General features: G+C 54.7%; 22 protein-coding genes. 10 read left to right on the top strand and 12 right to left on the bottom strand.

Features of this window, described 5'->3' with window-relative positions; all coding sequences use genetic code 11:
• Nucleotides 1-269: 269 nt before the first annotated feature.
• The 4 genes from ACQKLP_RS05075 to trpS all read right to left on the bottom strand — a co-directional run bounded on the left by ACQKLP_RS05075 (nt 270) and on the right by trpS (nt 6,108).
• Nucleotides 270-2,270: a ComEA family DNA-binding protein gene (locus ACQKLP_RS05075; protein WP_427320667.1), complete on the bottom strand. Its 2,001-nt coding sequence runs from the start codon at nt 2,268-2,270 to the stop codon at nt 270-272.
• Nucleotides 2,271-3,603: 1,333 nt separating this feature from the next.
• Nucleotides 3,604-4,314 carry a hypothetical protein gene (locus ACQKLP_RS05070; RefSeq protein WP_427320665.1) on the bottom strand — a complete coding sequence of 237 codons (711 nt, stop codon included), beginning with the start codon at nt 4,312-4,314 and terminating at the stop codon, nt 3,604-3,606.
• A gap of 123 nt (nt 4,315-4,437) precedes the next feature.
• A complete protein-coding gene (locus ACQKLP_RS05065; protein ID WP_341842977.1) occupies nt 4,438-5,070 on the bottom strand; it encodes a deoxynucleoside kinase in 633 nt (210 codons plus the stop codon).
• A 33-nt stretch (nt 5,071-5,103) separates the two neighbouring features.
• On the bottom strand, nt 5,104-6,108 hold the full coding sequence (trpS, locus tag ACQKLP_RS05060) for a tryptophan--tRNA ligase (RefSeq protein WP_427320663.1): 1,005 nt from the start codon (nt 6,106-6,108) through the stop codon (nt 5,104-5,106).
• A gap of 148 nt (nt 6,109-6,256) precedes the next feature.
• Here trpS and gatC point away from each other — a divergent pair, with 148 nt between their 5' ends.
• From gatC to tyrS, 4 genes are all read left to right on the top strand, one after another.
• Nucleotides 6,257-6,547 carry an Asp-tRNA(Asn)/Glu-tRNA(Gln) amidotransferase subunit GatC gene (gene gatC, locus ACQKLP_RS05055; protein WP_341842975.1) on the top strand — a complete coding sequence of 97 codons (291 nt, stop codon included), beginning with the start codon at nt 6,257-6,259 and terminating at the stop codon, nt 6,545-6,547.
• A 1-nt stretch (nt 6,548) separates the two neighbouring features.
• Nucleotides 6,549-7,259 carry an ABC transporter ATP-binding protein gene (locus tag ACQKLP_RS05050; protein ID WP_427320661.1) on the top strand — a complete coding sequence of 237 codons (711 nt, stop codon included), beginning with the start codon at nt 6,549-6,551 and terminating at the stop codon, nt 7,257-7,259.
• Nucleotides 7,260-7,345: 86 nt separating this feature from the next.
• Nucleotides 7,346-7,906, top strand: a complete 561-nt coding sequence (locus ACQKLP_RS05045; protein WP_427320659.1) for a cob(I)yrinic acid a,c-diamide adenosyltransferase — start codon at nt 7,346-7,348, stop codon at nt 7,904-7,906.
• A 59-nt stretch (nt 7,907-7,965) separates the two neighbouring features.
• Nucleotides 7,966-9,246 carry a tyrosine--tRNA ligase gene (gene tyrS, locus ACQKLP_RS05040; protein WP_427320657.1) on the top strand — a complete coding sequence of 427 codons (1,281 nt, stop codon included), beginning with the start codon at nt 7,966-7,968 and terminating at the stop codon, nt 9,244-9,246.
• 67 nt (nt 9,247-9,313) lie between these two features.
• Here tyrS and ACQKLP_RS05035 read toward each other — a convergent pair whose 3' ends face one another.
• The 5 genes from ACQKLP_RS05035 to ACQKLP_RS05015 all read right to left on the bottom strand — a co-directional run bounded on the left by ACQKLP_RS05035 (nt 9,314) and on the right by ACQKLP_RS05015 (nt 15,208).
• Nucleotides 9,314-9,988 (bottom strand): hypothetical protein, encoded by a 675-nt coding sequence (locus ACQKLP_RS05035; RefSeq protein ID WP_427320655.1) that lies wholly within the window; start codon nt 9,986-9,988, stop codon nt 9,314-9,316.
• 35 nt (nt 9,989-10,023) lie between these two features.
• Nucleotides 10,024-10,263 carry a hypothetical protein gene (locus ACQKLP_RS05030; protein ID WP_427320653.1) on the bottom strand — a complete coding sequence of 80 codons (240 nt, stop codon included), beginning with the start codon at nt 10,261-10,263 and terminating at the stop codon, nt 10,024-10,026.
• 50 nt (nt 10,264-10,313) lie between these two features.
• The gene (locus ACQKLP_RS05025) at nt 10,314-10,667 is read right to left on the bottom strand and encodes a rhodanese-like domain-containing protein (RefSeq protein ID WP_427320651.1); all 354 of its coding nucleotides are present in this window, start codon (nt 10,665-10,667) and stop codon (nt 10,314-10,316) included.
• A gap of 127 nt (nt 10,668-10,794) precedes the next feature.
• On the bottom strand, nt 10,795-12,099 hold the full coding sequence (locus ACQKLP_RS05020) for an amidohydrolase family protein (RefSeq protein ID WP_427320649.1): 1,305 nt from the start codon (nt 12,097-12,099) through the stop codon (nt 10,795-10,797).
• Nucleotide 12,100: 1 nt separating this feature from the next.
• Nucleotides 12,101-15,208, bottom strand: a complete 3,108-nt coding sequence (locus tag ACQKLP_RS05015; protein ID WP_427320647.1) for an amidohydrolase family protein — start codon at nt 15,206-15,208, stop codon at nt 12,101-12,103.
• Nucleotides 15,209-15,409: 201 nt separating this feature from the next.
• Between ACQKLP_RS05015 and ACQKLP_RS05010 the strand changes: the two genes are divergently transcribed.
• The 3 genes from ACQKLP_RS05010 to uxuA all read left to right on the top strand — a co-directional run bounded on the left by ACQKLP_RS05010 (nt 15,410) and on the right by uxuA (nt 18,341).
• Nucleotides 15,410-15,835: a hypothetical protein gene (locus ACQKLP_RS05010; protein WP_427320645.1), complete on the top strand. Its 426-nt coding sequence runs from the start codon at nt 15,410-15,412 to the stop codon at nt 15,833-15,835.
• Complete coding sequence (locus ACQKLP_RS05005) at nt 15,832-17,103, top strand: glycerate kinase type-2 family protein (protein ID WP_427320643.1); 1,272 nt, start codon at nt 15,832-15,834, stop codon at nt 17,101-17,103. Before ACQKLP_RS05010 ends, ACQKLP_RS05005 begins: the two co-directional genes overlap by 4 nt.
• Nucleotides 17,104-17,177: 74 nt before the next feature.
• Nucleotides 17,178-18,341, top strand: coding sequence for a mannonate dehydratase (gene uxuA, locus ACQKLP_RS05000; RefSeq protein ID WP_427320641.1), 1,164 nt, complete (start codon nt 17,178-17,180; stop codon nt 18,339-18,341).
• 98 nt (nt 18,342-18,439) lie between these two features.
• Here uxuA and ACQKLP_RS04995 read toward each other — a convergent pair whose 3' ends face one another.
• From ACQKLP_RS04995 to ACQKLP_RS04985, 3 genes are read right to left on the bottom strand one after another with little or no spacing between them, the layout of a single operon-like run.
• Nucleotides 18,440-19,714, bottom strand: coding sequence for a TolC family protein (locus tag ACQKLP_RS04995; RefSeq protein WP_427320639.1), 1,275 nt, complete (start codon nt 19,712-19,714; stop codon nt 18,440-18,442).
• A gap of 19 nt (nt 19,715-19,733) precedes the next feature.
• Complete coding sequence (locus ACQKLP_RS04990) at nt 19,734-21,314, bottom strand: MDR family MFS transporter (RefSeq protein ID WP_427320637.1); 1,581 nt, start codon at nt 21,312-21,314, stop codon at nt 19,734-19,736.
• A gap of 4 nt (nt 21,315-21,318) precedes the next feature.
• Entirely contained in the window at nt 21,319-22,362 is a 1,044-nt protein-coding gene (locus tag ACQKLP_RS04985; RefSeq protein WP_427320635.1) for an HlyD family secretion protein, read from the bottom strand.
• Nucleotides 22,363-22,505: 143 nt separating this feature from the next.
• Between ACQKLP_RS04985 and ACQKLP_RS04980 the strand changes: the two genes are divergently transcribed.
• The 3 genes from ACQKLP_RS04980 to ACQKLP_RS04970 all read left to right on the top strand — a co-directional run bounded on the left by ACQKLP_RS04980 (nt 22,506) and on the right by ACQKLP_RS04970 (nt 24,307).
• On the top strand, nt 22,506-22,997 hold the full coding sequence (locus ACQKLP_RS04980) for a MarR family winged helix-turn-helix transcriptional regulator (RefSeq protein ID WP_427320633.1): 492 nt from the start codon (nt 22,506-22,508) through the stop codon (nt 22,995-22,997).
• Between the two features lie 50 nt (nt 22,998-23,047).
• On the top strand, nt 23,048-23,539 hold the full coding sequence (locus ACQKLP_RS04975; RefSeq protein ID WP_427320631.1) for a tetratricopeptide repeat protein: 492 nt from the start codon (nt 23,048-23,050) through the stop codon (nt 23,537-23,539).
• A 324-nt stretch (nt 23,540-23,863) separates the two neighbouring features.
• A complete protein-coding gene (locus ACQKLP_RS04970; RefSeq protein ID WP_427320629.1) occupies nt 23,864-24,307 on the top strand; it encodes an Hsp20/alpha crystallin family protein in 444 nt (147 codons plus the stop codon).
• The last annotated feature ends 88 nt before the right edge of the window (nt 24,308-24,395 follow it).

Below are 24,395 nucleotides of genomic sequence, written 5' to 3'. Positions count from 1 at the left end.
CATGATACCCTCAAATTTGTTTGAAAAAGAGCAAAGTTTTTTGGGATTGGGCATAAAAAAGCCGGTTTCCGAAGAAACCGGCGGATTGATGATCAGTTGGTGTCAATCAAAATCTAAATCATCAAAGAGGTAAGGCTTTACTTGTTCAACAAGCGATGCAAGATACTATGTAAAACTGCAATCGCATAGTGTTTTTTTGGATGAAAGTCTGAAATTATAACGCGGGAAAGTCGATTTCGTTTAACTAAATGCCAGGAAAGGGCTGGGAATTATTCATGCCGCCCCCATTCGTACTGTACCTGCAATTGAACGGTGCTCCTTCCCGCTATCAGCGTTCCCTTCCGCCATTCCGCTAAAGTCTGGACGGGGGCCCTGTTCCGTGAGTACTGCCAACTGCACCATGCGCTCCAGCGATCGCCGAAGTTGCGTTGCGCCTGGCATCGGAAATACCAACCCGAACCGCTGAAACGCGCAACCGTCCCATCTCCCGGAAACCCCAGCCCCGAGAGGTACATGCCCAATCCCGCGCCGCCGTCGTACCAGGCATGAGTCCAGCCCCCCTTCCATTTCCCCGACCGCCAGTTCCATTGCTGCATGGCGATCCAGGTACCGGACGACTCCAACAACTGGCATTGCGCCCTTGCCCGCCAGGTCAAGACCGGCGACAATGGAAATTCACAACGCAACTGCACCTGGTGCGCGCGCTGCCGTATGACAGCTTTCTCCATGGCGCCCTCCGATTCCACATCCTGCATTTTCTCCGTGTACCGGTAGGTGCCTTGTACCATAGCGTGCCGCGACGGATTCCACTGCAGGGAAATCAGGGCATCCGTTCCTTTGGAAGGAGCGCTTACCCGGTAGCGCAACCACTGAAAACCAAACACATCCACATAGCCGGCGGCTATTAATGCAGGATGTACCCGCCATTGCAGGGCGCCATAACAGCCCTTTTCGTTCCCCGCCAAACCGGTAGCCCCGAACGGCGCACCGTACATTCCCACGAACCCCGGAGTCCCGGTGCGCCAGACCATGCCCGCATCCACTGCGGATGACAAAGCAGCCAGCCATCCTTGCGTCACAGCCCAATGGCCCGTGCTGCCCCGCGCAGCTTCACCGAAAAAATGAACATTCCTCCAGTTAAACGCATGGTCGATACTGGCTTCCAGCAAGCGGTCTCCCTGGAAGCGGAACAACCGGTACCCATCATCGCCCCTTTGCAGCGGAACGGAGAAATGCAGGCCCTGGGCATTGAAGGCTACATGTCCCGCCCGCCAGCGCCGCTTCCAGATCGCGCCGGCCGTAAATTGCTTGATATTCCCCCGGGCCTCCAGTTCCGATAGGTTTCGATGGTACCCTGCGGAAAGGATCGAACCGGACGTTTCAGCGGTATCTTCATCCGCAGGTTTTAATCTGCCGTCGAGGGTGCGGGCAGATAGCCAGGTGGTGATTTCAGACTTGCGGAAAGCCAATGTTGACGCGACTCCCCGGTAAAAATAAAACTCCCCCACACCTGCATACGGTCGCAAAGATTCGCCTTCCCTTTTGAAGTATAGGACGGAGGAACCTTTGCCAGGCGCCATCCCATGCCATTGTATGAGCCCTTGCCCGATATTGATGGTATAGTCTCCCAATACTAACGTCTTCAATAGCCCCGGGCGCCGTACCACCCAATGAAACCCGGCGTGGTCCGGCAATGGAACAGCGCTTTTCCGCAACCAGGACTCACCCGCGTCTTTCTCCAGCACGAGCCCCCAGCCCATGTGGCGGCCCATTGAATAGCGGTACCGCAGGGTCAGTTTGTCGGGGCCACCAATATATGCCGGCGGTTTTTCCGTGGCAGGGAACAGCGATCTGCCGGGCCCATCCCAGGTTCTGGCATAACGTAATTGCAGGGAATGTTTGCCTTCGGACCAGTAGTTACGGAAGGGGATCTGCTCAACAAAGGCGTCTCCTGCTGAGACGTATGGCAACAACCGCCGGATCGTCGGTATATCGAACCCTTTTATCGCCTGCAATTCATAAATCGCGATGAGCGGGCCGAGTACTTTCCGGTGCTCCAATAGTTGGGAGATTTGCTCCGGCAGCAAAATCCCTAACTCCTGCAATTCTTCTGCCGTGGCTGTGTTCAGGTTCAACGGACGGCGGAGGTATCGCTGCAGCAAGGTCCACTGCTCATCGTTCTCCCGCATTTCTTCAGGAGCCGATCCAGCTTGTTGTTCCTGCCACTCTTCGACATGCTGAGGCACTTCCTGGCAGGCAAATCCTTGCATTGTACCGCAATACATACAGTACACGAAGAACATCCATTGCACAATAGTTCGCGTGCCCCATCTGGATATTCCAAATCGGAAAGACTTATTACTCAAACCCATGATTCATTATTCCGAGGTCAACATTTTGCTTTCAGACGACCTGACTTGCATATCCATACAGCATCGCGCAACAGTCCACGCGCCACATCTGGATATTTCAAATCGGAAAGACTTTTTATTCAATTCTATGATTCATTTTTCCGAGGTCAACATTTTGCTTTCAGACGACCTGACTTGCATATCCATACAGCATCGCGCAACAGTCCACGCGCCACATCTGGATATTTCAAATCGGAAAGACTTTTTATTCAATTCTATGATTCATTTTTCCGAGGTCAACAATTTGCTTTCAGACGACCTGACTTGCATATCCATACAGCATCGCGCAACAATCCACGCGCCACATGTGGATATTTCAAATCGGAAAGACTTTTTATTCAATTCTATGATTCATTTTTCCGAGGTCAACAATCTGCTTTCAGACTTCCTGACTCCCATATACATGCAGCATTGCTGCAACAGTTCACGTGCCCCCATCTGGATATCCAAATCGGAAAGACTTATTACTCAAACCCATGATTCATTATTCCGAGGTCAACAATCTGCTTTCAGACGACCTGACTTGCATATCGATACAGCATCGCGCAACAGTCCACGCGCCACATCTGGATATTTCAAATCGGAAAGACTTTTTATTCAATTCTATGATTCATTTTCCCGAGGTCAACAATTTGCTTTCAGACTTCCTGACTTGCTTTTACATGCAGCATTGCTGCAACAGTTCACGTGCCCCATCTGGATACTCCAAATCGGAAAGACTTTTTATTCAATTCCATGATTAATTATTTTAAGGTCAACTTTTAATATAGAAAATCAAACGCACGTATCCCTCTATCAAGCTACAAAACATACAACTTGTGATCAGCGTCCATCCCGCAACAACCCGCCTCTTCCATCTGGATTTTCCCAAATAGCAACACATCAATTACTCAAACGCATGATCCATTATTCTGAGGCCAACGACCTGCTTTCAGACTAATTAATATGCGCTTCCTTTTATCACACTGCAAAACATGCAAAATGTGTTAACTAATTAAAAACTCAGCCTGTTCTACTGCCGTGCAATACATGCGCTGCGCGGAAAATATCCCTGGCACAATAGTCCGACAGTTCCCTCCGGATGATCCAATTGGATAGCATGATTTGCCAGGAGCACATGATAGATTACGCTGCCGTCAACAATCACCTTCCAGTTAATTTAGTAAGCATATCGCTTCCCCTTCCTCATCCGTCAATCCCTGCGCTTTCCATTCCAACCGATCAAGATTCCAGGCGAAATCCCCAGATAAGGATGCCACCGCCCCACTACCCCCATCTTCCACCAACCGGCCATCCAACCTACGCCCACATAGGGAAACAATGGCCCGGCAGCATATCCGCCCACGATCAGCAACCGGTCCACCGGCCGGTAAAGCACCTGCGCCCGCCCAGACACTGCCTGTCCTGCCGCCTTACCAGCAGCCAGCTCGATCTCAACCGGCCCCGGCGCGCCGAACGTCACCGAAACACCGCCGTACTCCGCTCCGGAAGCCCCCATCCCGCATTGCATCCCAATCCTGCATCGCTGCCCCGTTTCCCAGACCGTCCCCAACTCCGCAGCTGCCTTCCCTGAGTTCAAACCGAACCCTGCCGCGGCCATCACCGACTTTCCCAAACGCAGTCCATACATCAGGCTGGCCTGCGTTTCCGCATACGGACGTATGCCTGCATGCAGCACCTTCACGCCCGCCACGCCCCCACCCGCAGGAAAAGCCACCGCCAACGCATGTACGTTCCATCCTTCGATCATGAATCTTTTCTCGGAATACACGCCCGCCGAAACCCGCCGAAGCGCAGCCAGCCGCCCCGGCTCGTTCCAGGACTCAAAAACCTCCAGCAACGGAGGGATAGGAAATAATTGCAGCAACACCCATTGCAGGGCCAAAGAACAAACAATGATCATAAAAAAACGGGTTCTTCAAACAATATCCCAAAACTAATGGCATGCTGCATTCGCTCCAAAAAAAATATCTCCGAAAAACGGAGATTACCGTTTGACGGAGATAGATATTATCGCTTCAAAAACCTAGAAAAGCCCGTACAGCTCTGAGTCTACTCGTGAAATAATTTCACCGAGATCTTCCTCGTTTTCCGGGAATTTATTTTTGTCGACGTCGATGATCAGCAACGGACCATCCTTATATTTTTCGATCCAGCTGTTGTAATATTCGTTGAGGCGTTTCAGATAGTCGAGCCGGATATTTTCCTCATACTCACGGCCGCGCTTCTGGATCTGCGCCACCAGCGTAGGCACGGATGCCTGCAAATAAATCAGCAAATCCGGCGGCTTTACCATCGATTTCAACGTCTCGAAGAAATTGAAGTAGTTATCGAAATCGCGTTTCGTCATCAAGCCCATCTCGTACAGGTTGGGCGCAAAAATGTGCGCATCTTCGTAGATGGTGCGGTCCTGGATCACGGTATCTTTACCATGCTGGATATCAACCAGTTGCTTGAGGCGACTGTGCAGAAAATATACCTGCAGGTTGAACGACCAGCGCGGCATATCGTCATAAAAATCAGTCAGATATGGATTATGCTCTACGTCCTCGAACTGCGGCACCCATTTGTAATGCTTCGATAGCATTTCCGTGAGGGTGGTTTTTCCGGCGCCGATATTGCCGGCTACCGCGATATGCTTGATTTTATTTTTTGCCATGCATTGGGGGTATGATTCAAATAGAAAAATAGATCAATAGAAATTGAGGCCCATGAGCTTGCGCGCCTCGGCCAGCGTGGCGGCGGCGGACTCGCGGGATTTCTCGGCCCCCTGGCGCATGATGCGGTGCAGGTAGGCATGGTCTTGCTGGATCGCTTCGGCCTTCTCGCGGATCGGGCGGATGAAGTTCACCATATCCTCGCCCAGCTGCTTTTTCATATCGCCGTAGCGGATGCTGCAACCGTTGAAGGCGTCTTCGAAGAACTGCACGGTGTCGGGTGTAGAAACCAGCTTCATCAGCGTGAAGAGGTTCTCGATATAATCGGGCTTGGCGGAATTGGGCGCTTGCGGGCCGCTGTCCGTCTTTGCCTTCTTGATTTTGGCGCGGATGGAATCATCGCTGTCATTGAGGTACAGCGTGGAATTCTCGTTCTCGCTTTTGCTCATTTTACCGTTGCCATCGAGGCTCATGATGCGCACGAGATCGTCGCCGTAATTGAACGGGTACGGATCGGGGAAAAGCTCTCCATAGCGCTCGTTGAAGCGCTGCGCAAAGTTGCGGCTCATTTCGAGGTGCTGCTCCTGATCTTTGCCGACGGGTACTTTAACAGCACGGTGGATAAGGATATCTGCAGACATGAGGACGGGGTACGTCAGCAGCCCGGCGTTCACGTTATTGGGGTTCTGGCGTACTTTATCTTTGAAGGTAGGCACTCTTTCCAGTTCTCCTTTATACGCCATCATATTGAGCAACAGGTAAAGTTCCGCGATCTCCGGAATATCGCTCTGTACGTACAAGGTAACTTTATCGGGATCGAGGCCGGAGGCGATGTTCTCGGCGAGCACCCGGTACACGTTGCCGCGCAGGCTGGTAGGGTCAGGATGCGTGGTGAGGGCGTGCCAGTCGGCCACGAAAAAATAACAGTTGAATTCTTCCTGCATCCGGATGTAATTACGGATGGCACCAAAATAGTTCCCGAGGTGCAAAATGCCTGTAGAGCGGATGCCGCTCACTACGATTTCTTTTTCCTTAGCCATATCGGGCCGCAAAATAAGAAATTTTAACAAGGCTTTTGGGAAAGGATACATCCACATCCCGCCCAATAATCCCTATTTTTGTACGACCGATCACATTTATCGGTTATATGAATAGATTTTATTAGCTTTAAATCGTTAATTTAAACACATGGAAGTGAATGACGCCCTGATCCGGCAGCTGGCTACGCTGGCAAGACTGGAAATCGGCCAGGAAGAAGGGGAAACCATCCGGCAGGACCTCCAGCGGATGATCACCTTTGTGGAGAAACTGAACGAACTGGACACGACAGATGTGAAACCACTGCTGCACATGACCCGCGATGCCAACGTTTTCCGCGAAGACGCTGTGCTGCCGGCCATTACCCGGGAAGAAGGGCTTCGCAACGCACCCGTCCACACAGACGAATATTTCAGCGTTCCCAAAGTAATCAAGAAATAATATGACCCAATCCGTTATCCACCTGCAAGGCATCCGGAAAAGCTATTTCATCGGCAAAAACGAGCTGCCTGTCCTCAAAGGCGTAAGCCTGGACATTGGCCGCAACGAATATGTAGCCCTCATGGGCCCTTCCGGTTCCGGCAAATCCACCCTGATGAACATCCTCGGCGCGCTGGACACACCCACCGCCGGCAGCTATATCCTCAGCGGGCACGATGTAAGCAGGATGGAGGATAACGAACTGGCCCGGATCCGGAACCAGGAGATCGGGTTCGTATTTCAGCAGTTCAACCTCATGCCCCGGCTCACCGCACTCGAAAATGTGGCCGTTCCCCTCATTTACGCCGGCATCAGCAAGCGGGAACGGGAAGACAAAGCCCGCGCCATGCTCGAAAAGGTTGGTCTGGGCGAAAGATATAAACACAAGCCCAACGAGCTTTCCGGCGGCCAATGCCAACGCGTGGCCATCGCCCGGGCACTGGTAAACGACCCCTCGCTTATCCTGGCCGACGAGCCCACCGGTAACCTGGACACCAAAACCTCCATAGAAATCATGGACATTTTCGGGAAAATCCACGCCGGCGGCAACACCGTAGTGCTGGTTACGCACGAGGAAGACATCGCCGAACACGCCCGCCGCATCATCCGCCTGCGCGACGGCCTCGTGGAATCCGACAAAATGAACCCCGTAAGGGAAGCCGTAGCCAGATAACCCGGCTTTTCTTCAAGATATCGATAGCGGCCCCGGTCAACCACCGGGGCCGCTTTTTTCAGTACATTCGCCCAAAACCCTGCATTATGGCTTTCAGAATATATACCAAAACGGGCGACAAAGGCAAAACCTCCCTCATCGGGGGCACCAAAGTCTCCAAAGGGCATCTCCGCATCGAAACTTACGGCACCGTAGACGAACTGAACTCCTGGATCGGCCTCGTCAACGACCATATGACCGACCCCGGCGTGCGCGCCATGCTCCGCGAATCGCAGGACCGGCTGTTCACCATCGGCGCCTCCCTGGCCACTGATCCGGAGAAGGAATCCAAAATGAAACGGCCCGACCTCCACGACGAAGACGTTAAAATGCTGGAAGACGCGATGGACAAAATGGACGCGATCCTGCCGGAAATGAAACATTTCATCCTGCCGGGCGGCCACGTAGCCGTATCGCATTGCCACATTGCCCGGTGCGTTTGCCGGCGGGCCGAAAGGCTGTGCGTGGCACTGATGGACGAAGGACAGCCGGTAGAGCCGCTCGTGCTGCAATACATCAACCGGCTGAGCGATTACCTGTTTATGCTGGCGCGTTATGTAGGGCATCAGTTGCAGGTGGAAGAACTCCCCTGGCGGCCCCGGATGTGATAAAAAGGGCGATTATTCGTCGATATAAACGTAACTTTGCAAAAATTTTTCACCATTTCATGAATCTAATATCGGAATTGCGCTGGCGCGGTATGATACAGGATATCAAGCCAGGCACGGAAGAACAGCTGGAAAAGGAAATGACGACCGCCTACGTGGGATTTGACCCGACGGCGGACTCGCTGCATGTGGGCAACCTCGTTCCCATCATGCTGCTCAAACACCTGCAGCGCGCCGGCCACAAGCCGCTCGCACTCGTAGGCGGCGCCACCGGCATGGTGGGCGACCCTTCCTTCAAAGCCGAAGAACGCAAAATGCTCGACCTGGACACATTGCAGCACAACCTGAGCAGCATCAAAGCCCAGCTGGAGAAATACCTGGACTTCGACCCGTCGAAACCCAATTATGCGGAAATGGTGAACAACTACGACTGGTTCAAAGACATTTCGTTCCTCAGCTTCATCCGCGACGTAGGCAAACACATCACCGTCAATTACATGATGGCGAAAGATTCCGTAAAGAAACGCCTCGAAGGCGACAGCGGCATGTCGTTCACGGAGTTTTCCTACCAGATGATCCAGGGGTACGACTTCTATCATTTATATAAGACGAAGAACTGCAAGATGCAGATGGGTGGCTCCGACCAGTGGGGCAATATCGTTACCGGAACGGAACTCGTCCGCCGTATGGGCGGCGGCGAGGGATACGCCTTCACCTGTCCGCTGATCAAAAAGAAAGACGGTACCAAATTCGGCAAATCCGAAAGCGGGAATATCTGGCTCGATGCGGCAAAGACCAGTCCGTACGAATTTTACCAGTTCTGGCTGCGTTCCGATGATGACGATGCGGAAAATTACATCAGGATCTTCACCTTCCTTGAAGAAGCTACCATCAACGACCTGATCGCCGAACACCGGCGGGACGCGAGCAAACGCGTGCTGCAAAAGAAACTCGCGCAGGAAGTGACGAGCTTCATACATGGCGAAGAAGAATACCTGAACGCTGTTAAAACGACTGATAAGCTCTTCAACACTTCCATCGATTCGTTACGCGAGCTTTCTGAAGAAGAGCTGATGCAGGTGTTTACTGGTGTAGTAAAGTTTGAAATGCCCGCAGCCGTGTTGGAAGCAGGAAAAGATGTGGTTACTTTCCTCGCGGAAGCTGGCGTGTTCCCCAGCAAAGGCGAAGCGCGCAAAACGATTCAGGGCGGAGGAGTGAGCATGAACGGCTCAAAGCTGACCGCAATCGACCTGAAGATCGACGGATCGTCGCTGCTGAACGCCAATAGCATTCTTTTCCAAAAGGGGAAGAAGAATTATTACCTGGTGAAGATCATTTAGTTTTTTTTTTTCGATAAGTGAGGTTCGTTATTGACCCCGGAGGCTTTAGGGCTCCGGGGTTTTATTTTCAGAAAGCACGAAGCAACACACCGTCATCCCGCACTTCCAATCCGGGCAAATCATCGAAACCATCCGCCCGCGGCTTGAAAAACCCCACGATGCATTCAGGATTGCGGATACAAATCTGGATGTGGGATTTACTATAAATCCCGGACCCGTCAAAAACCGGTTGCCCCTCAATAAACAAACCCCTTACTGAATCGAATGGCTTCGTTTCGCAGCCGAAATTATCCGGGGTGCCAAATCGGCTCAGCCATTCCATTTCCTCATGCATATGCTCGATCGCAGCACAATCAAGGTTCCTGGCAACAATATCTTTTGGCAAAGTACCTTTTGGTGCGAAATTGACAGGCATATCCCGTCCTCGTATCGCCCGGTCTTCCTTCATATTCCCATGATACGATCTGATCAGGTTTAAATATCGCTGATCTGAAAAATCGCAGCAATTCCTCAAATTGAGCAATGCCCCTATCACAGCCGGCTTTCTGATAAGCTGTCTCTCAAACTTCAGATTTGCCCACTCCATTCCACGTCTCAAATTGTTTTCCCAGAAATACATCCCATGTCCCAACCACTCATGTTCCCGGTCACTAACGAAAAATTTCCTGTGATCATTTAATAACAATTCCGCGATATCCATATCACAGCCATGGTACCCGATGGCAAAATTTCCAATTCCCATTTTTCAACGATTTGGGTTAACAAAACTATCTGTAGTCATCTATTCCGGTTCCAATATTCCTCAAGCGTCCGCCAACGGCTGGTATCGGCCCATCGCATGGAGGGACTTCCATCTTCTTCGATGAAACCGTTCTTGATCATCCGCTCCCGTTTTGCCCTTCGGGTATTGAAATGGTTTAATATACGCTGTATCAGCGCGCCCTTTTGTTGCTCAAGTGCTCCCATTTCAAGTTTGATGGCTTTTAATTCCTCTTCGTTTAAATAATGTTCTTCCATAAAACAAGTTTTGCGTTCAAAGTAATTTTTCTCCGAACACAAAACTTTTTTCAGGCTTTTTCTATCGGAAATTCTTTTTTCAACCATTGGGAAATCCCCTCGGTCATGACGTACACATGTTCAAACCCCATGTTCCGCGCGCGCTTCGCGGCATATGGCGCCGCTCCGCACAAGGCATCCGAACAGTAAAAAACGATCGTATCCTCCTTCCCGCATTCCAGATCCCCCGCCCCATAATCCCCCGGGTCCAAATGCCGCGCACCGGGAATATGGTGCCGCTTGAAAGACGCGCACGGATTATTGTCCACCATCCGGAATCCCGGCTCCCCCAGGCGCCGGAGCACCTCCTCCGGCGTAATGTCTTCCAGCCCGAAAAGACGGGCCATTGTTATCTGCTGTCTCATCTTTTTTCCACAAATCTCAACCCGCCCTATGACAAGGGTATGTCAGCAGCACCCGACGATTTTTCCAGGACATAAAAAAAGCCGCCCGCTGGCGCGGACGGCTTGCATCAATTCATTGCAAATCAATCTATTGCAACTGATACTTATGCTTATATCTTTCAAACAGCTGTTTATGCTTGTCTGTCAGGTCGATTTCCCGGCCCTGGATGTACGCCCGCGTGATCACGCTCGACTTCATATCCAGGATATCGCCCGTGCTCACCACGATATTGGCGTCCTTTCCCACTTCCAGCGAACCGGTCTTATCCGCGATCCCGAGGATTTTGGCGGCATTGAGGGTGATCGCGCTGAGGGCTTCTTCCCTGCTCAAACCATACGCTCCGGCCGTTCCGGCGTTGAAAGGAAGGTTCCGCTGCTGCCAGAACCCCTCGTTCGAAATGCTGAACAGCACACCGGCTTTCTGCAGGAGCGCAGGGGTTTTGTAAGGCTGGTCCACGTCATCGTCCTGCATCACCGGCAAACTGTGCGGCTGCGACAGGATCACCGGGATGCCGTTCTTCTTCAGCATATCGGCGATCATCCAGCTGTCCGTTCCACCAACGATCACCACATCCAGCCCGAATTCCTGTTTCATATCCGCGGCGATCACCATTTCCTTCATGAGATCGCAGTGGACGAAGAACTTCTGGCTTCCGTCGAACAGGCCTTTCACCGCTTCGTATTTCAGGTTGGTGCCATTCTTTTTGGTACCGCCATCCAGATATGCTTTGGCATCTCGCAGGAAATCCTTCACCTGGCCGATCTTTTCCATGGCCGCTTTCACTGCATCGCTTCCCGGCCCGCGGGCTTCCGCACCGAAAGGATTGGCGCGCGGCATGAGGCGGGGCATGTAAAAATGGATGCCGTTATCGGTTTTGTAGGCCGCGTCTTCCCAATTCCAGGCGTCGAGCTGTACTACCGACGAGCTGCCGGTCAGCAGCCCGCCTTCCGGCACTACCTGCGCCAGGAGGATCCCGTTGGTCCGCAGGGTATTGATGATCTTGGAATCGGTATTGTAAGACACGATGGAACGGATGGACGGATTGATCTCCCCCACTTCGCTGTAGTCGTTGGTGGCGCGCACGCTTTCCACTTCGGTGAGGCCGAGGTTACTGTCTGTCACGATCAGGCCGGGATAAATGTGCTGGCCCTGCACGTCGAACACGCGTACATCGTCTGCCGGGATGGCCACATTTGCGCCCACCGCAATAATTTTTCCGTTGCTGAACCCGATGGTCCCGCGTTCAATGACCTGGCCGGCGCCGGTATGAATGGTGGCGTTTTTGAGGAACACCAGTCCTTTCTGCGGCCCTGCCGGGTACACCGTTTCCTGCGCCCGCAGCGTGGCCAGGGAGGCGGTAAGCCCTATGATGGAGAGGAATATTTTTTTCATGTTAGTGTTTGTTTGCGTGGTCGTGATCTTCCACATCGTTCAGAATATGATGCTGATGGCCGGCCTGCAGGTCTTCGCAATGATAGATCTCCTCCCGCGAGGGCACTGCTTTCTGGGTAGGGCCTCCTTTCTTTTTCTCGCCTATCATTTTGGCGATCAGCCGGTTACGTTCACCTGCGATCCGGGCGCGCAGCTCGAGGTCGCGGGAACGGTCGAAGTAAACGATACCGTCTACGATCGTTTGCTCGGCTTTGGCGTAAATGCTGAGGGGATGATCGCTCCAGAGCACCACATCCGCGTCCTTACCGGTTTTGATACTGCCGATGCGGTCGGAAACGTGAAGCAGCTGCGCGGGATGCAGCGTCACCATTTTCAGGGCGAGCTCTTCTTCCATCCCACCGTATTTCACGCTTTTGGCAGCTTCCTGGTTGAGACGGCGGGCCATTTCCGCGTCGTCGGAATTGATGGCAGTGGTAACGCCCACCCGTTGCATAATGGTGGCATTCTGCGGGATGGCGTCTATCACTTCCATCTTATACGCCCACCAGTCGGCGAAAGTAGAACCTCCGGCCCCGTGCGCCTTCATCTTGTCGGCCACTTTATAACCTTCCAGGATGTGCGTGAAAGTATTGATGTTGAAGTGGAAGCGATCGGCCACTTTCATCAGCATATTGATCTCGCTCTGAACATAAGAGTGGCAGGTCACGAAACGTTTTTTGTTGAGGATTTCCACGAGCGCGTCCAGCTCGAGGTCGCGGCGCTTGTTGGGACCGGCTTTCTCGTAATCCCTGGCGCGGGTGAACGCATCCACCAGCACCTGTTCCACCCCCATGCGCGTCTGCGGGAAACGCACACGGGCCGGGAGGTTCCAGTTCGACTGCTTCACGTTCTCGCCCAGTGCGAATTTGATGAAACCGTCGGTCCCTGCGAACTTGAGGTCTTCCGCGTTCGCGCCCCAGCGCAGCTTGATCAACTGGCTCTGGCCGCCGATGGTATTGGCGGAACCATGCAGCAGGTGAGAGGCCGTTACGCCGCCTGACAACTGGCGGTAGATATTCACATCGTCCGGGTTCACCACGTCTGCGATGCGCACTTCCGCGGTAACGGATTGCGTTCCTTCGTTCACACCGCGACTGATCGCGATATGCGAGTGCTCGTCCAGAATGCCGGGCGTAAGATGTTTGCCGGTACCGTCGATGACACGGGCGCTTCCGGCGGTGAGGCCTTTACCGATCTGCGCGATCTTGCCGTTACGGATCAGCACGTCCGTCCCTTCGATCTTTCCTTCTTTTTCGTTCGTCCAAACCGTGGCGTTGCGGATGAGCAGATCCTGCTGCTTCGGCATTTCTTCGAATCCATATCCCACGAACGGATAGTAAATTTTACCCGGTGCTTCCGGCGTTTTCTTTTTGGCCGTATCCGCCTTTGCAACGTAGGTGGAAGTTTGAACGGCCTCCCAGTTCACGGGCACGCCTTTGTCGTCCACGCCCGAGCCGCGCATGGTGACCATTGCGCCCTGCATGAATCGGATAGCGCCACTGAGGCGGATCTGGCGGGTATTGTCTTTCGTATTGTTGAGCACGATCGTCACCAGCGGGCCCGCCACGTCGATCTTTCCGGGAATGGTGTCTTTGTTGACGATAGACGGCGCAGCCGGCGATCCCTTGATTTCGGCGGGATACGTTGCGGAACTGTTGGGATACGAGAGCACGATGTTGTATTTCCCGCGGATGTCGCTCCAGCCTTCGTCTTTCAGCTGGTATTTATTCCCTTGCACCCAGTTTTGGTACAGGATGGTGCTTTCGTCGAAAATGGGCCCCGAGGCGATGAGGAAGTTGGCCAGTTTGCCGGCGTCGAGCGAGCCGATTTTGTCGGACGCTTTGAGGATGGCGGCGGGCGTTTGCGTGAGGGCTTCCAGGGCTTTCTGTTCGGACAGGCCGTTGTCGATCGCTTTGCGGAGATTGGTGAAGAAGGATTTCGCGTCTTTCAGGTCGGCAGCCGTCAGTGCGAACGGTATGCCTGCTTTTTCGAATGCGGCGGGGTTGGTGGATGCCAGTTCCCAGTGCTTCATATCGGCCAGCGCCACGAAGCGCGCGTCTGCCGGGTCTTCCACATCCATGGCGGCGGGGAAGTTCAGCGGCAGGATGAACTGCGCTTTGGACGCGATCATTTCCGGAATGCGTTGATATTCATTGCCGCCGGCCTTGATCACGTATTGCACGCCGAATTCGTCACCGATTTTGTCGGCCCGGAGCGCATTCCATTTATCTCCGGCATCGAATATCTGGACGAGCTGCTGCTGGTCGTTCCAGGCCTGGAGGCTCAGATTGACGCCTTCTGCGGCGGGGTTGCCCTTGTACCATTGCGCGTCGAGGTACTGCTGACGCAGCAGCGCGATGGCGCCCATGAGGGAACTGGGGTAATCCTGCGTGGAGGAGCCTTTCTCGAAGGAGTAATGCGAAGAAACTTTCTCGCGGATGATGGTTTTGTTTTCGCGGTCGGAAGCGAGGCTCACGAGCGCGCCGGTACCGCGGGCGATCCCATCTTGCTGATGGGTAAGGACAGCGCCGAACCCTTGTCCACGGAGCGTTTCGGCTTTACCGGCATCCGCCCCGAAAAGCTGTGCGGCGTTCACTTCCGGTTTGATGGACTGGTTCCAGTTATAGGCGCCTTTGGTAGCGGAGATGAATTGCTGCGACCCGCGGCCGGAACCGCCCCGCTGGTTGGAGGGCATCCCGTAATCGCTGTAGATGTCGATGAACGAGGGATAGATGAACTTCCCCCGGCAATCGACCACCACGGCGTCTTTCGGGACCGCGGCACCGGGGCCGGCGGCCACGATCTTTCCGTCGCGGATAACGAGGGTTGCGTCTTTCAAAGTCGTTTTCGCGTCTTTAACGATGGTGGCATGGGTGAAGGCGTAACAGCCTTCCCGGGGCTCGGCCACGCCGTTGACGGGGAAGGTCTGCTGGCCCAGTGCGCCCGTGGCCGGGAATAAAGCCGACAGGCCGCATACTGCGCCGACGGCCCACCGCGTTAAAAGGTGGCGGCGATGCTGCATCCCCGGCTCCGGCATGGGTGCGCCGGCAGGAAATTTACTTGCTTTCATGGCAGGTTGATTAAGATACGTTTAGATGATGGCTGAATACGACACGCGCCGGCACAGGATAGATCTGGAAAAAGCACGGCGACCAGGTAACAATACAGCTACAAGTGTTAAATTTAATAAATGATTGACCGCGGAACCTACTATTTTGGAATAAATTTTTACGAGCGGTATCTTTCAGGTATCAACACACGGCATCACTATATGAAAAACAAGATTTGGCTCATGACGGTACTGTTTGCGGCGCTTACATTCGCCGCACAGGCCCAGGATTCGACGCACGCCCGCGGCCACCGCTGGGACGCTGCAGGCAAGGCAGACAAGATGAGCGACAAGCTCTACCGCGAACTGGACCTCACCAAAGACCAGCGGAAGGCCATTTACGACATCAACGAAGACGTTGCCCGGAAACGGGATGCCGCCAGGAAAAACACTACGCTCAGCGCCCGCCAGCGCATGCAGCGGTACCAGGAGCTCGACAGCGACCGTAACCGCCGCTTCCGGGAAGTGCTCAGTCCATCGCAATACAAAAAATGGAACGATTGGGAATTGAAGAAGAAAGCGGATATGGAAAAGAAGATGGACCGAAAGCAAGACAAGAAAGAGGCGCGCAAAACCTCCGCCGGATGAGTGCCGCCGCAAGACGCGACGCCGAAATCATTTTTCTCCATGCCGTAGCGGCCGTTCAGCCGCGGCACTTCGTTCCCCTCCACCTGCCCTCCCCGTCTCCGGGCGACGGCCGCATTTTCCTGCTGGCCGCCGGCAAAGCCGCCGCAGCTATGGCATTCGAGGCCGAGCGCATCCTGGGGGAGCGGCTGGACCGGGGTTTCGCCGTATCCAGCCATTCGCCGGACATTCCCCTGCAAAAAACCGGGCTCATCGTTGCGGGGCATCCCGTCCCGGATATCAACAGCCTCATCGCCGGCACCACCATGCTGCAACTTGCGGCGGGCCTGAAACCGGATGACCATGTGGTTTTCCTGCTGTCCGGCGGTGCCTCCGCCCTGCTGGCCGATGTGCCGCCCGGCGCTTCGATGGAAGAGCTGCAACATGCCTTCCAGCTCCTGCTGAACAGCGGGGCCGATATCGCGGAGATGAACACCGTCCGCAAACACCTTTCCGCTATCAAGGGCGGCCAGCTGGCCAGGGCCATCCATCCCGCCAGCGTGCATTCCATCCTGTTATCTGACGTGCCGGGCAACGACCCCGCGGTGATCGGTTCCGGGCCTACCGTGGCCGACCACACTACGTTTGCCGATGCGCTGGCCATCATCGACAAATATCAGCTCCGCGACCGCGTGGCATCCGGCATCCTGGCGCATCTGGAGCAGGGAGAAGCCGGCCTCATCCCCGAAACCGCGCGCCCGGCCGAATTGCCGAACGCCACGCACGTACTGGCCGCCAGCAACCGTATCGCGCTGGAAGCTGCGGCCCAAAAAGCGGACGCGCTCGGCTATCATGCCCATATCCTCACCGACCACGCCACCGGTAAAGCCCGCGACCTGGCAGCCGAACTGGTGAATGCCGCGTTATCGTACAAAGGCCCTTTCCCAGCGTGCCTCCTGGCCGGCGGAGAATCGACCGTGCAGGTGACCGGCAACGGGCTTGGCGGCCGCAACCAGGAACTGGCGCTGGCAGCGGGCCTGCTGATCAAAAACCATCCGCGGATCACTTTCCTTTCAGCCGGTACGGACGGGGTCGACGGGCCCACGGATGCGGCAGGCGCCGTCATCGACGCGGAAACCCTCGCGCAGGGGCCCGACCCTTTGCCTTTCCTGGAGAACAACGACAGCTGGCATTACTTCCATCAAACCCATACCCACATCCGGACCGGCCCCACCAATACCAATGTGATGGACCTCGCCATCATTCTCGTACAAGGCACTGCAAACGATTGACAATTTCCTCGCCGGAAATTTGCTTATCTGGTTCGTAATGCTAATTTTGGGAAACTAAAAAAAATCGAAAGTTTATGCTGAGAATGGAACAGACCTGGCGGTGGTTCGGCCCCAAAGATCCGGTGAGCCTTTCAGACATCCGGCAAGCCGGCGCCACAGGTATCGTTACGGCCCTTCATCACATACCCAACGGCACTGTATGGTCCAAAGAAGAGATCATGCAGCGCAAACAGGAAATCGAAGCCGCTGGCCTCACCTGGTCTGTAGTGGAAAGCGTACCTGTGCACGAAGACATCAAAACACAAACCGGGCGCTTCAAAGACTATATCAAAAACTACCAGCAATCCATCCGCAACCTCGCGGCATGCGGTATTTACACCGTTACATATAACTTCATGCCCGTGCTGGACTGGACCCGCACCGACCTGGCCTATACCCTCGAAGACGGTTCCAAGGCGCTCCGGTTCGATAAAGCCCAGTTCATGGCGTTCGACCTCTTCATGCTCCAACGCCCCGGCGCCGAAAACGATTATCCCGAAGAGGAAATCTCCCGCGCCAAAGAGCAGTTCGACAGCATGACGGAAGACGAAAAAGCCCTCCTGCAACGCAATATCATCGCCGGGCTCCCCGGTTCGGAAGAAAGCTTCACCCTCGAACAGTTCCAGCAGGCGCTGGACAAATACAAAGACATCGACGCCATCAAGCTCAAGCTTCACCTCTTCTATTTCCTCCAGCAAATCGTGCCGGTAGCGGAAGAAGTGGGCGTGAAACTGGCCATCCATCCAGACGATCCCCCGTATGCCATCCTCGGACTGCCCCGCGTGGTGAGCACCGAACAGGATGCGCGCGAACTGCTGGCCACCATCGTGTCTCCCTCCAACGGACTTTGCTTCTGCACCGGTTCCTACGGCGTGCGGCCGGATAACGACCTGCCCGGCATGATCGACCGCCTCGGCGAGCACATCCACTTCCTCCATCTCCGCTCCACCAAGCGCGACGCGCTCGGCAATTTCTACGAAGCCAATCACCTCGAAGGCGATGTAGACATGTACAGCGTCGTGAAAAGCATTCTCGGCGTGATGAAGCGCAGGGGCGTCTCCATCCCCATGCGGCCAGACCATGGCCACCAGATGCTGGACGACCTCAACAAGAAAACCAATCCCGGATACAGCGCCATCGGCCGCCTCCGCGGGCTCGCGGAACTGCGCGGCCTCGAAATGGGCATCGCGGGAAAGTGATCCGATATCCGTTTTCCGAATAAAAAAATAGCCCGGTCTGCGAAAGACCGGGCCTTTTTTATTTAAACACACACTACGAAAACAAAACCAGTCAATGGTTATTGTTTCCAAAATTCTTGTCCGCTGAGGTGCATCAGCTCCAGCCCCGCCAGCGATAACTGGTACTGGTATTGGATCTTGGAGAGTTGCGCTTCGAGGAGCGAGGTTTGTGCGTTTTGCAGATCGAGGTAAGTGATGACGCCGTTGCGATAACGGCTTTGCGCCAGCGTGAGGGCTTTGTTCGCCTGCTCCAGCAGCACTTCGGCCGTTTGCAGCCTGTCGCGCCCCGCCGAAATATCCGCATTTTGCTGGGCGGCTTCCTTTTGCAGGACTTCTTTCACATCCTGCGTGTTCAGTTTCGCGATTTCCGCTTCCGTGGCGGCGATATGTTCCTGCGTGCGGAGTTTTTTACCGTTATAGATCGGCACCGAAAGGCTCACGCCTGCATAGTAATTGAATTTGGGCGTGGTGATCTCGGGCAGGTAGCCGTTTTTGAAACCCGTTCCCGCATTTAGGAACAGGCTCGGTTTGTATTGCGCCTTCGCCAGTTCGATCCCCGTTTCCGCTACTTTTTCCTTTTCCAGCGACGTGCGCACGGCAGCGTTGTGCTCGAAATCGCCCGCGGCGGGCGGAACGGCCCAGGCGAAATCGGAATGCACCGAATCCTGCAAATGCTCGCCGGTCAGGTATTCGAGCGTGGCGATCTGTTTCTGGAGGGAATTGGTGAAATCGACTTTTTTATTGCGGTAGGATTCGAGTTTCACGCGGGTGTTAATGAGGTCGAGATCGATGGCGTCCCCGTGTTTCAGCTTGTTTTCCACCATGGTCTCGGTTTCTTCGAGCAGGCGGATGTTGGCTTCCTGCACGGCGATATTGTCTTGCAGGAACGCGATGTTCATATAAACGTTCGCCACCTGGTACGCCAGCTCTTCGCGGGCTTCGGCGGTTTGGACGCCGAGGAGGCCGGCCTGTGCGGTGGATTTTTTGATCTGGCTGCCGGATTTGCCGAAATCGAGCAGCAATTGCCGCGCTTCCACGCCGGCGTTGATGTTTTCGGACGGCACCGGCTGGAATTTGAAATCGCTGCCGGGCAGTTGCACCTTGGGAACGGGGTACACGTGGCTGTAACTGGCGCTGCCGCTCACTTCGGGCAGGCGGTTGGCTTTTGCGAGCGTGGTCTGGTCGGCCGCGATGCGCTGCTGCGTTTCCATCGCCTTGATTTGTGTGAAATGGCTGAACGACTGCTGGACGAGCGACTTCAGCTCCGCGGGCGCCGACTGTGCGAAAGCCCCCGTGGCCGTGCAACTCAATATAATGATCAGTGCTTTTTTCATGACTTGTGTGTTTTTTAAATCAATGCGCATGTTCCGCCGCTTCCTTCATGGCGTCTGCGCTGAGGTTCCTTTTCTTGACGAACAGCATCAGCGGGAGCACACATACGAAGAAGATGCCCACGATGCGGAATGCGTCGAGGTATGTTAAGATGTAAGCCTGCTTGGTCACAACGGCGTCGAGCAGGGAAAGACTGGCGTGTTTGGCCTGGTCGAGCGTCATGCCTTTGGCTACCATGGCGTTGCTCATTTGCTGGAGGCGCTCCGTGGCGGTGGCGCTTTCCGGCCCTACGTACGGCAGCAGTTGCGTGCGGTGCTCCATGTACTGGCGCGCCACGTAAGTGTTCATGAACGCGATGCCGAAGGAGCCGCCCAGCTGGCGGAGCATGTTGTTGATGGCGATGCCCTGCGGCATTTCTTTGGGCGACAGCCCCGAAACGGCCTGGTTCGTCAGCGGTACGCTCAGCATGGCGGAGCCGATCCCCCTCAGCAACAGCGGCACGAAGAAGAACATCTCGCCCGCGTCCGGACTGGCGGTCGACATCCAGAAGCAGAAAATCGCGAAGATCAGGAAGCCGCCCGTGATGAGATATTTCGGCGGAACGCCGCGCTGGATCGCCTTTCCGACCATCGGCATCATAATAGCCGCCATGATGGCCCCCGGGAAGAGGCTTTCACCGGTAAGCGTAGGCGTATAGCCGTTCACACGTTGCATCCAGACCGGGTACACGAACATCGAACAGTAAATCCCCATCCCCATGATGAAGGTCAATAGCGTGGTGATGGCCAGCGTCCGGTTTTTCAGCACCTGCAGGTTGACGGCCGGCGCATCCGTCCGCAGCTCCCACCAGATGAACAGCACGAAAGCCACGGCCGCGGCCACGGTCAGCACCACGATGTGCGTGGCCGCAAACCAGTCTTCCGACTGCCCTTTCTCCAGGATGTATTGCAAACTGCCGACCCAGACGCATAGCAGGAAAATGCCGAGATAATCGATCTTGATGGCTTTCCGGTTGATATTGTATTCGTTGGGCTGCTTGTCTATGAACGAGAATACGAGGAACGCGGCGATGATGCCGATGGGAACGTTGAGGTCGAAGATGAGCGACCAGTGGAAGTTATCCACGATGATCCCGCCCAGCGTTGGCCCCACCGTAGGCCCGATGATCACGCCCATACCGAAGATGGCGGATGCCGTAGGCCTTTCGTAAATCTCGAAGGTGTCGAAGAGGATGGACTGCGAAGTGCTCAGCAGCGCACCGCCCCCCACGCCCTGGATGAAGCGCCAGGCTACGAGCTCCCACAATCCGCCCGACTGTCCGCACATGTAGGATGCGAACGTAAATATGAGGATGGAAGTGAGATAATAGTTTTTGCGCCCGAAATAGGAAGCAAGGAACCCGGTCATGGGGATCACGATCACGTTGGCGATGGCGTACGCGGTGATGACCCAGGAGGCGTCTTCGATCGTGGCGCCGAGGTTGCCGCTGATCTGCGACAGCGCCACGTTCACGATCGTGGTATCTATCAGCTCCAGCATGGTAGCGGAGATGACCGTGGCCACGATGATCCATTTGGCGAGCCCTTTTGGTTTCGCTGTCATTGCCTTAGTATTTTAAAGCCACTTCCACGCTCAGGCCGGCGCGCAGGCGGTCGAGGTATTGGTCGGCGTTGTCAATGGAAATTTTAACGGGAACGCGTTGCACGATCTTCACGAAGTTGCCGGTGGCATTGTCGGGCGGCAGCAGGGAGAATTTAGCGCCTGTAGCGCGGGAAATGGCGATCACATGCCCTTTGAGGTGCAGGTCGCTGAAACCGTCCACTTCAATCTCAGCTTCCTGGCCCACGGCGATGTGTGCCAGCTGCGTTTCCTTGAAGTTGGCCACGATGTAAAAACCGTTTTCGTCGACGATGGTGAAAAGGCTCTGCCCGGCCTGTACGAACTGGCCCGGCTCCACGTTCTTTTTACCGATGCGGCCCGCGATGTTGGCGGTTACGTTGGTATAACCGAGTTTCAGCTTCGCCTGTTCAACCGCTGCCTGTTTGCTGGCCAGCAAGGCTTCGGCCTGCTGAACCTTGGCGGCGGCTACCTGGACAGCCGAGCGCGCCAGTGTAATATTGTCCTGCGCGGCCTGGAACTGTTTGTCGTTGGTGAGGCTGTTGGCCTTGGTGTCGTCGAGCTGGCGGTTGGTGATGGCATGGTCGTCGAACAGGGCCTGGTCGCGGCGGAGGTCGGCGGTAGATTTGTCTTTCCGTACCAGCGCCACCTGCGCGTTGGATTGCGCTACGGCGATGCCGGCGCTGGCATTGGCGAGATTGGCGCGTGCGGTGGCCAGGTCGGCCGCGGCCTGCTGCGCGTCTGCTTCGGACTGTTGCAGCGCGATGCGGTATTCTTCGTCGTCGATCGTGACGAGCGTATCGCGCAGCTTCACGTTACCGTAATCCTGGACGTTCAGTCCTTTCACGTACCCTGCCACCCGGGCGATCACGGGGGCGGAGTGCCCCTCTACCTGGGCGTTGTCGGTAGTTTCGTGATGGCGGGCATATAACCATTGTTTAATGCCGAATATGGCGCCGAGAATGAGGATGGCGATGAAGATGATCCTCGCCACGAGTTTGCCCTTGCGGGGACTTGCCTGTGCAGTTTCCATTGTGTGTGTTTTTCGAAATCGGCATCAAAGGTAAACCAAGCTTACCAAATGGACAAATAAGTTGACCTTTTTAAATTTTTATTATCTTTGTATGACAAAAGGGGATATTTTAGCCCCTTCATCCAAAACTGGCCGCACCGATTATGACTACAACTGATAAGGACCAACAATTAGCGGATATTATTTCCCAACGGCCGAAGCTGCTCATCCGGCTATTGAGCATCGTGAAGAAGGATTTCGACGCGCGGCTCACGGAGCATTTGCAGCAGAACGGCTACGCCGATTTCAAGATCGGCGACATGGTGCTGATGGCGAACATTTCTACGGAAGGGACGATCAACAATGAGCTGGCCAAGAAGGCCCGCATTACCAAACAGGCCATGAGCAAGGTGGTGAAAAACCTCGAGGCGATAGGCTATATCATCACCCGCAAGCACGAAACCGACAATCGCGCCACGGTCATTTTCCTGAGCGAAAAGGGGAAACAGCTGATGATCGATATGTTCAGCGCCGTGAAGGGGATCCAGGAATATTACACCGGCATTATTGGGGAAAAAGACGCGGACCTGCTGCGCGACATCCTGTTCAAGCTCGCGTCCGAGCTGCATCCCACGCTCGTGGACCCGAGCCGGTAAGCGAACATTTTCCCGCGGAGTTTTGTAACGTAATAGGTAAACCTGCCTCCATGCGTTCCTTCAGCACATTTCTCATTACGGTTGCGGCCATTGCGCTGCTGATTTCGGCGCTGCTCTACCTGAGCCCCTGGCGCAAGGAGCTGTATGAGGAATATGCCGTGCGCGAAATGGTGCCGCCCAACCGGCGGGAAACGGTGGCGGATTCGTTGCTCGCCGCAGCCACGCGGCATTTCAATCATCATAAGTACGAAAAAGCCGCAGCGGAGCTGGACAAAGTGGTGGCGCTGGAGCCGGACATGGAGTATGCCCGATATTACCGCGGCCTGGCGCAGCTGGAAAACAACCGGTTGGCGGAGGCGCGGGCCGATCTCGAGGCTTTATGGAAAGAGGGGTCGCATTACAAACACAGCTGCGCGTTCTTCATCGCCCTTTCTTACCTCAAAGGGAAAAACGGCGCCGAAGCGCGCTTGTGGCTCAACCGCATCCCCGAAGGCGCGCCGGAATACCCGAAAGCGCAGCGATTGTTACAGGAAATGAAATGATGGGGCCGGCTTTTTCTCCTTTCTCAACCGCCGTTGCGTCGCACACTGCAACGTATATTTTCCCATCACCCAGGCTTCAGCCCGTACATCCACCCCAAACTTCATCCCCTCCCCCTCCCCGGAATATGAAATTTTGTCAACACCTTCCGCCCGGTCCCACTGAAAAAATTTCCGTCTACTTGAAAATCTGTCAGCGCCCCGGCACATGAATTTATAGGGAATCGTTTGGCATGCGCGTTGATAGGAAAATCCTGCAAAGGCAATATACCTGTAGCCTGATGAGTATTCAAATCTTATTGTTTAACCGTCAAAACGAAGGTCACTATGTCTATCATCAAAAGAACACGGGATTCGTTCCCTTCTTTCGCCAACATGTTCGACGATTTCTTCAATCGCGAACTCTACAACTGGGGTCTTTCCAATTTTTCGCCCGGCGGCACAACCGTACCGGCGGTAAATATCAAGGAAACGCCAGACCACTTCGAAGTGGAAGTTGCGGCGCCAGGTATGGATAAACAGGATTTCAAGGTGCAGCTGGACGGGAACACGCTGACCATCTCATCGGAGAAAGTCCACCGCGACGACGACTCGAATTACAGCCGTAAGGAATTCAGCTATCAATCATTCCAGCGTACGCTCACACTTCCGAAAGACGTGGTGGATGAAAGCAAAATCTCCGCGCGGTACGAGAGCGGTCTGTTGCGGCTGGTGATCCCGAAGCGCGAGGAGGTCAAACAAAAGCCGCCGCGCCTGATCAATATCGACTGATGCGCTGCAAATGCGCCAGTCCCACTTTTCCCCTTAAAGGTTCATTATATAAAAATCCGGCGGGAAGCGGCACCTCATCCGGGGCTGC

Source organism: Chitinophaga sp. NPDC101104 (genome assembly GCF_050277495.1).
Lineage (GTDB): Bacteria > Bacteroidota > Bacteroidia > Chitinophagales > Chitinophagaceae > Chitinophaga.
This window is presented reverse-complemented; position numbering and strand designations above follow the sequence as displayed.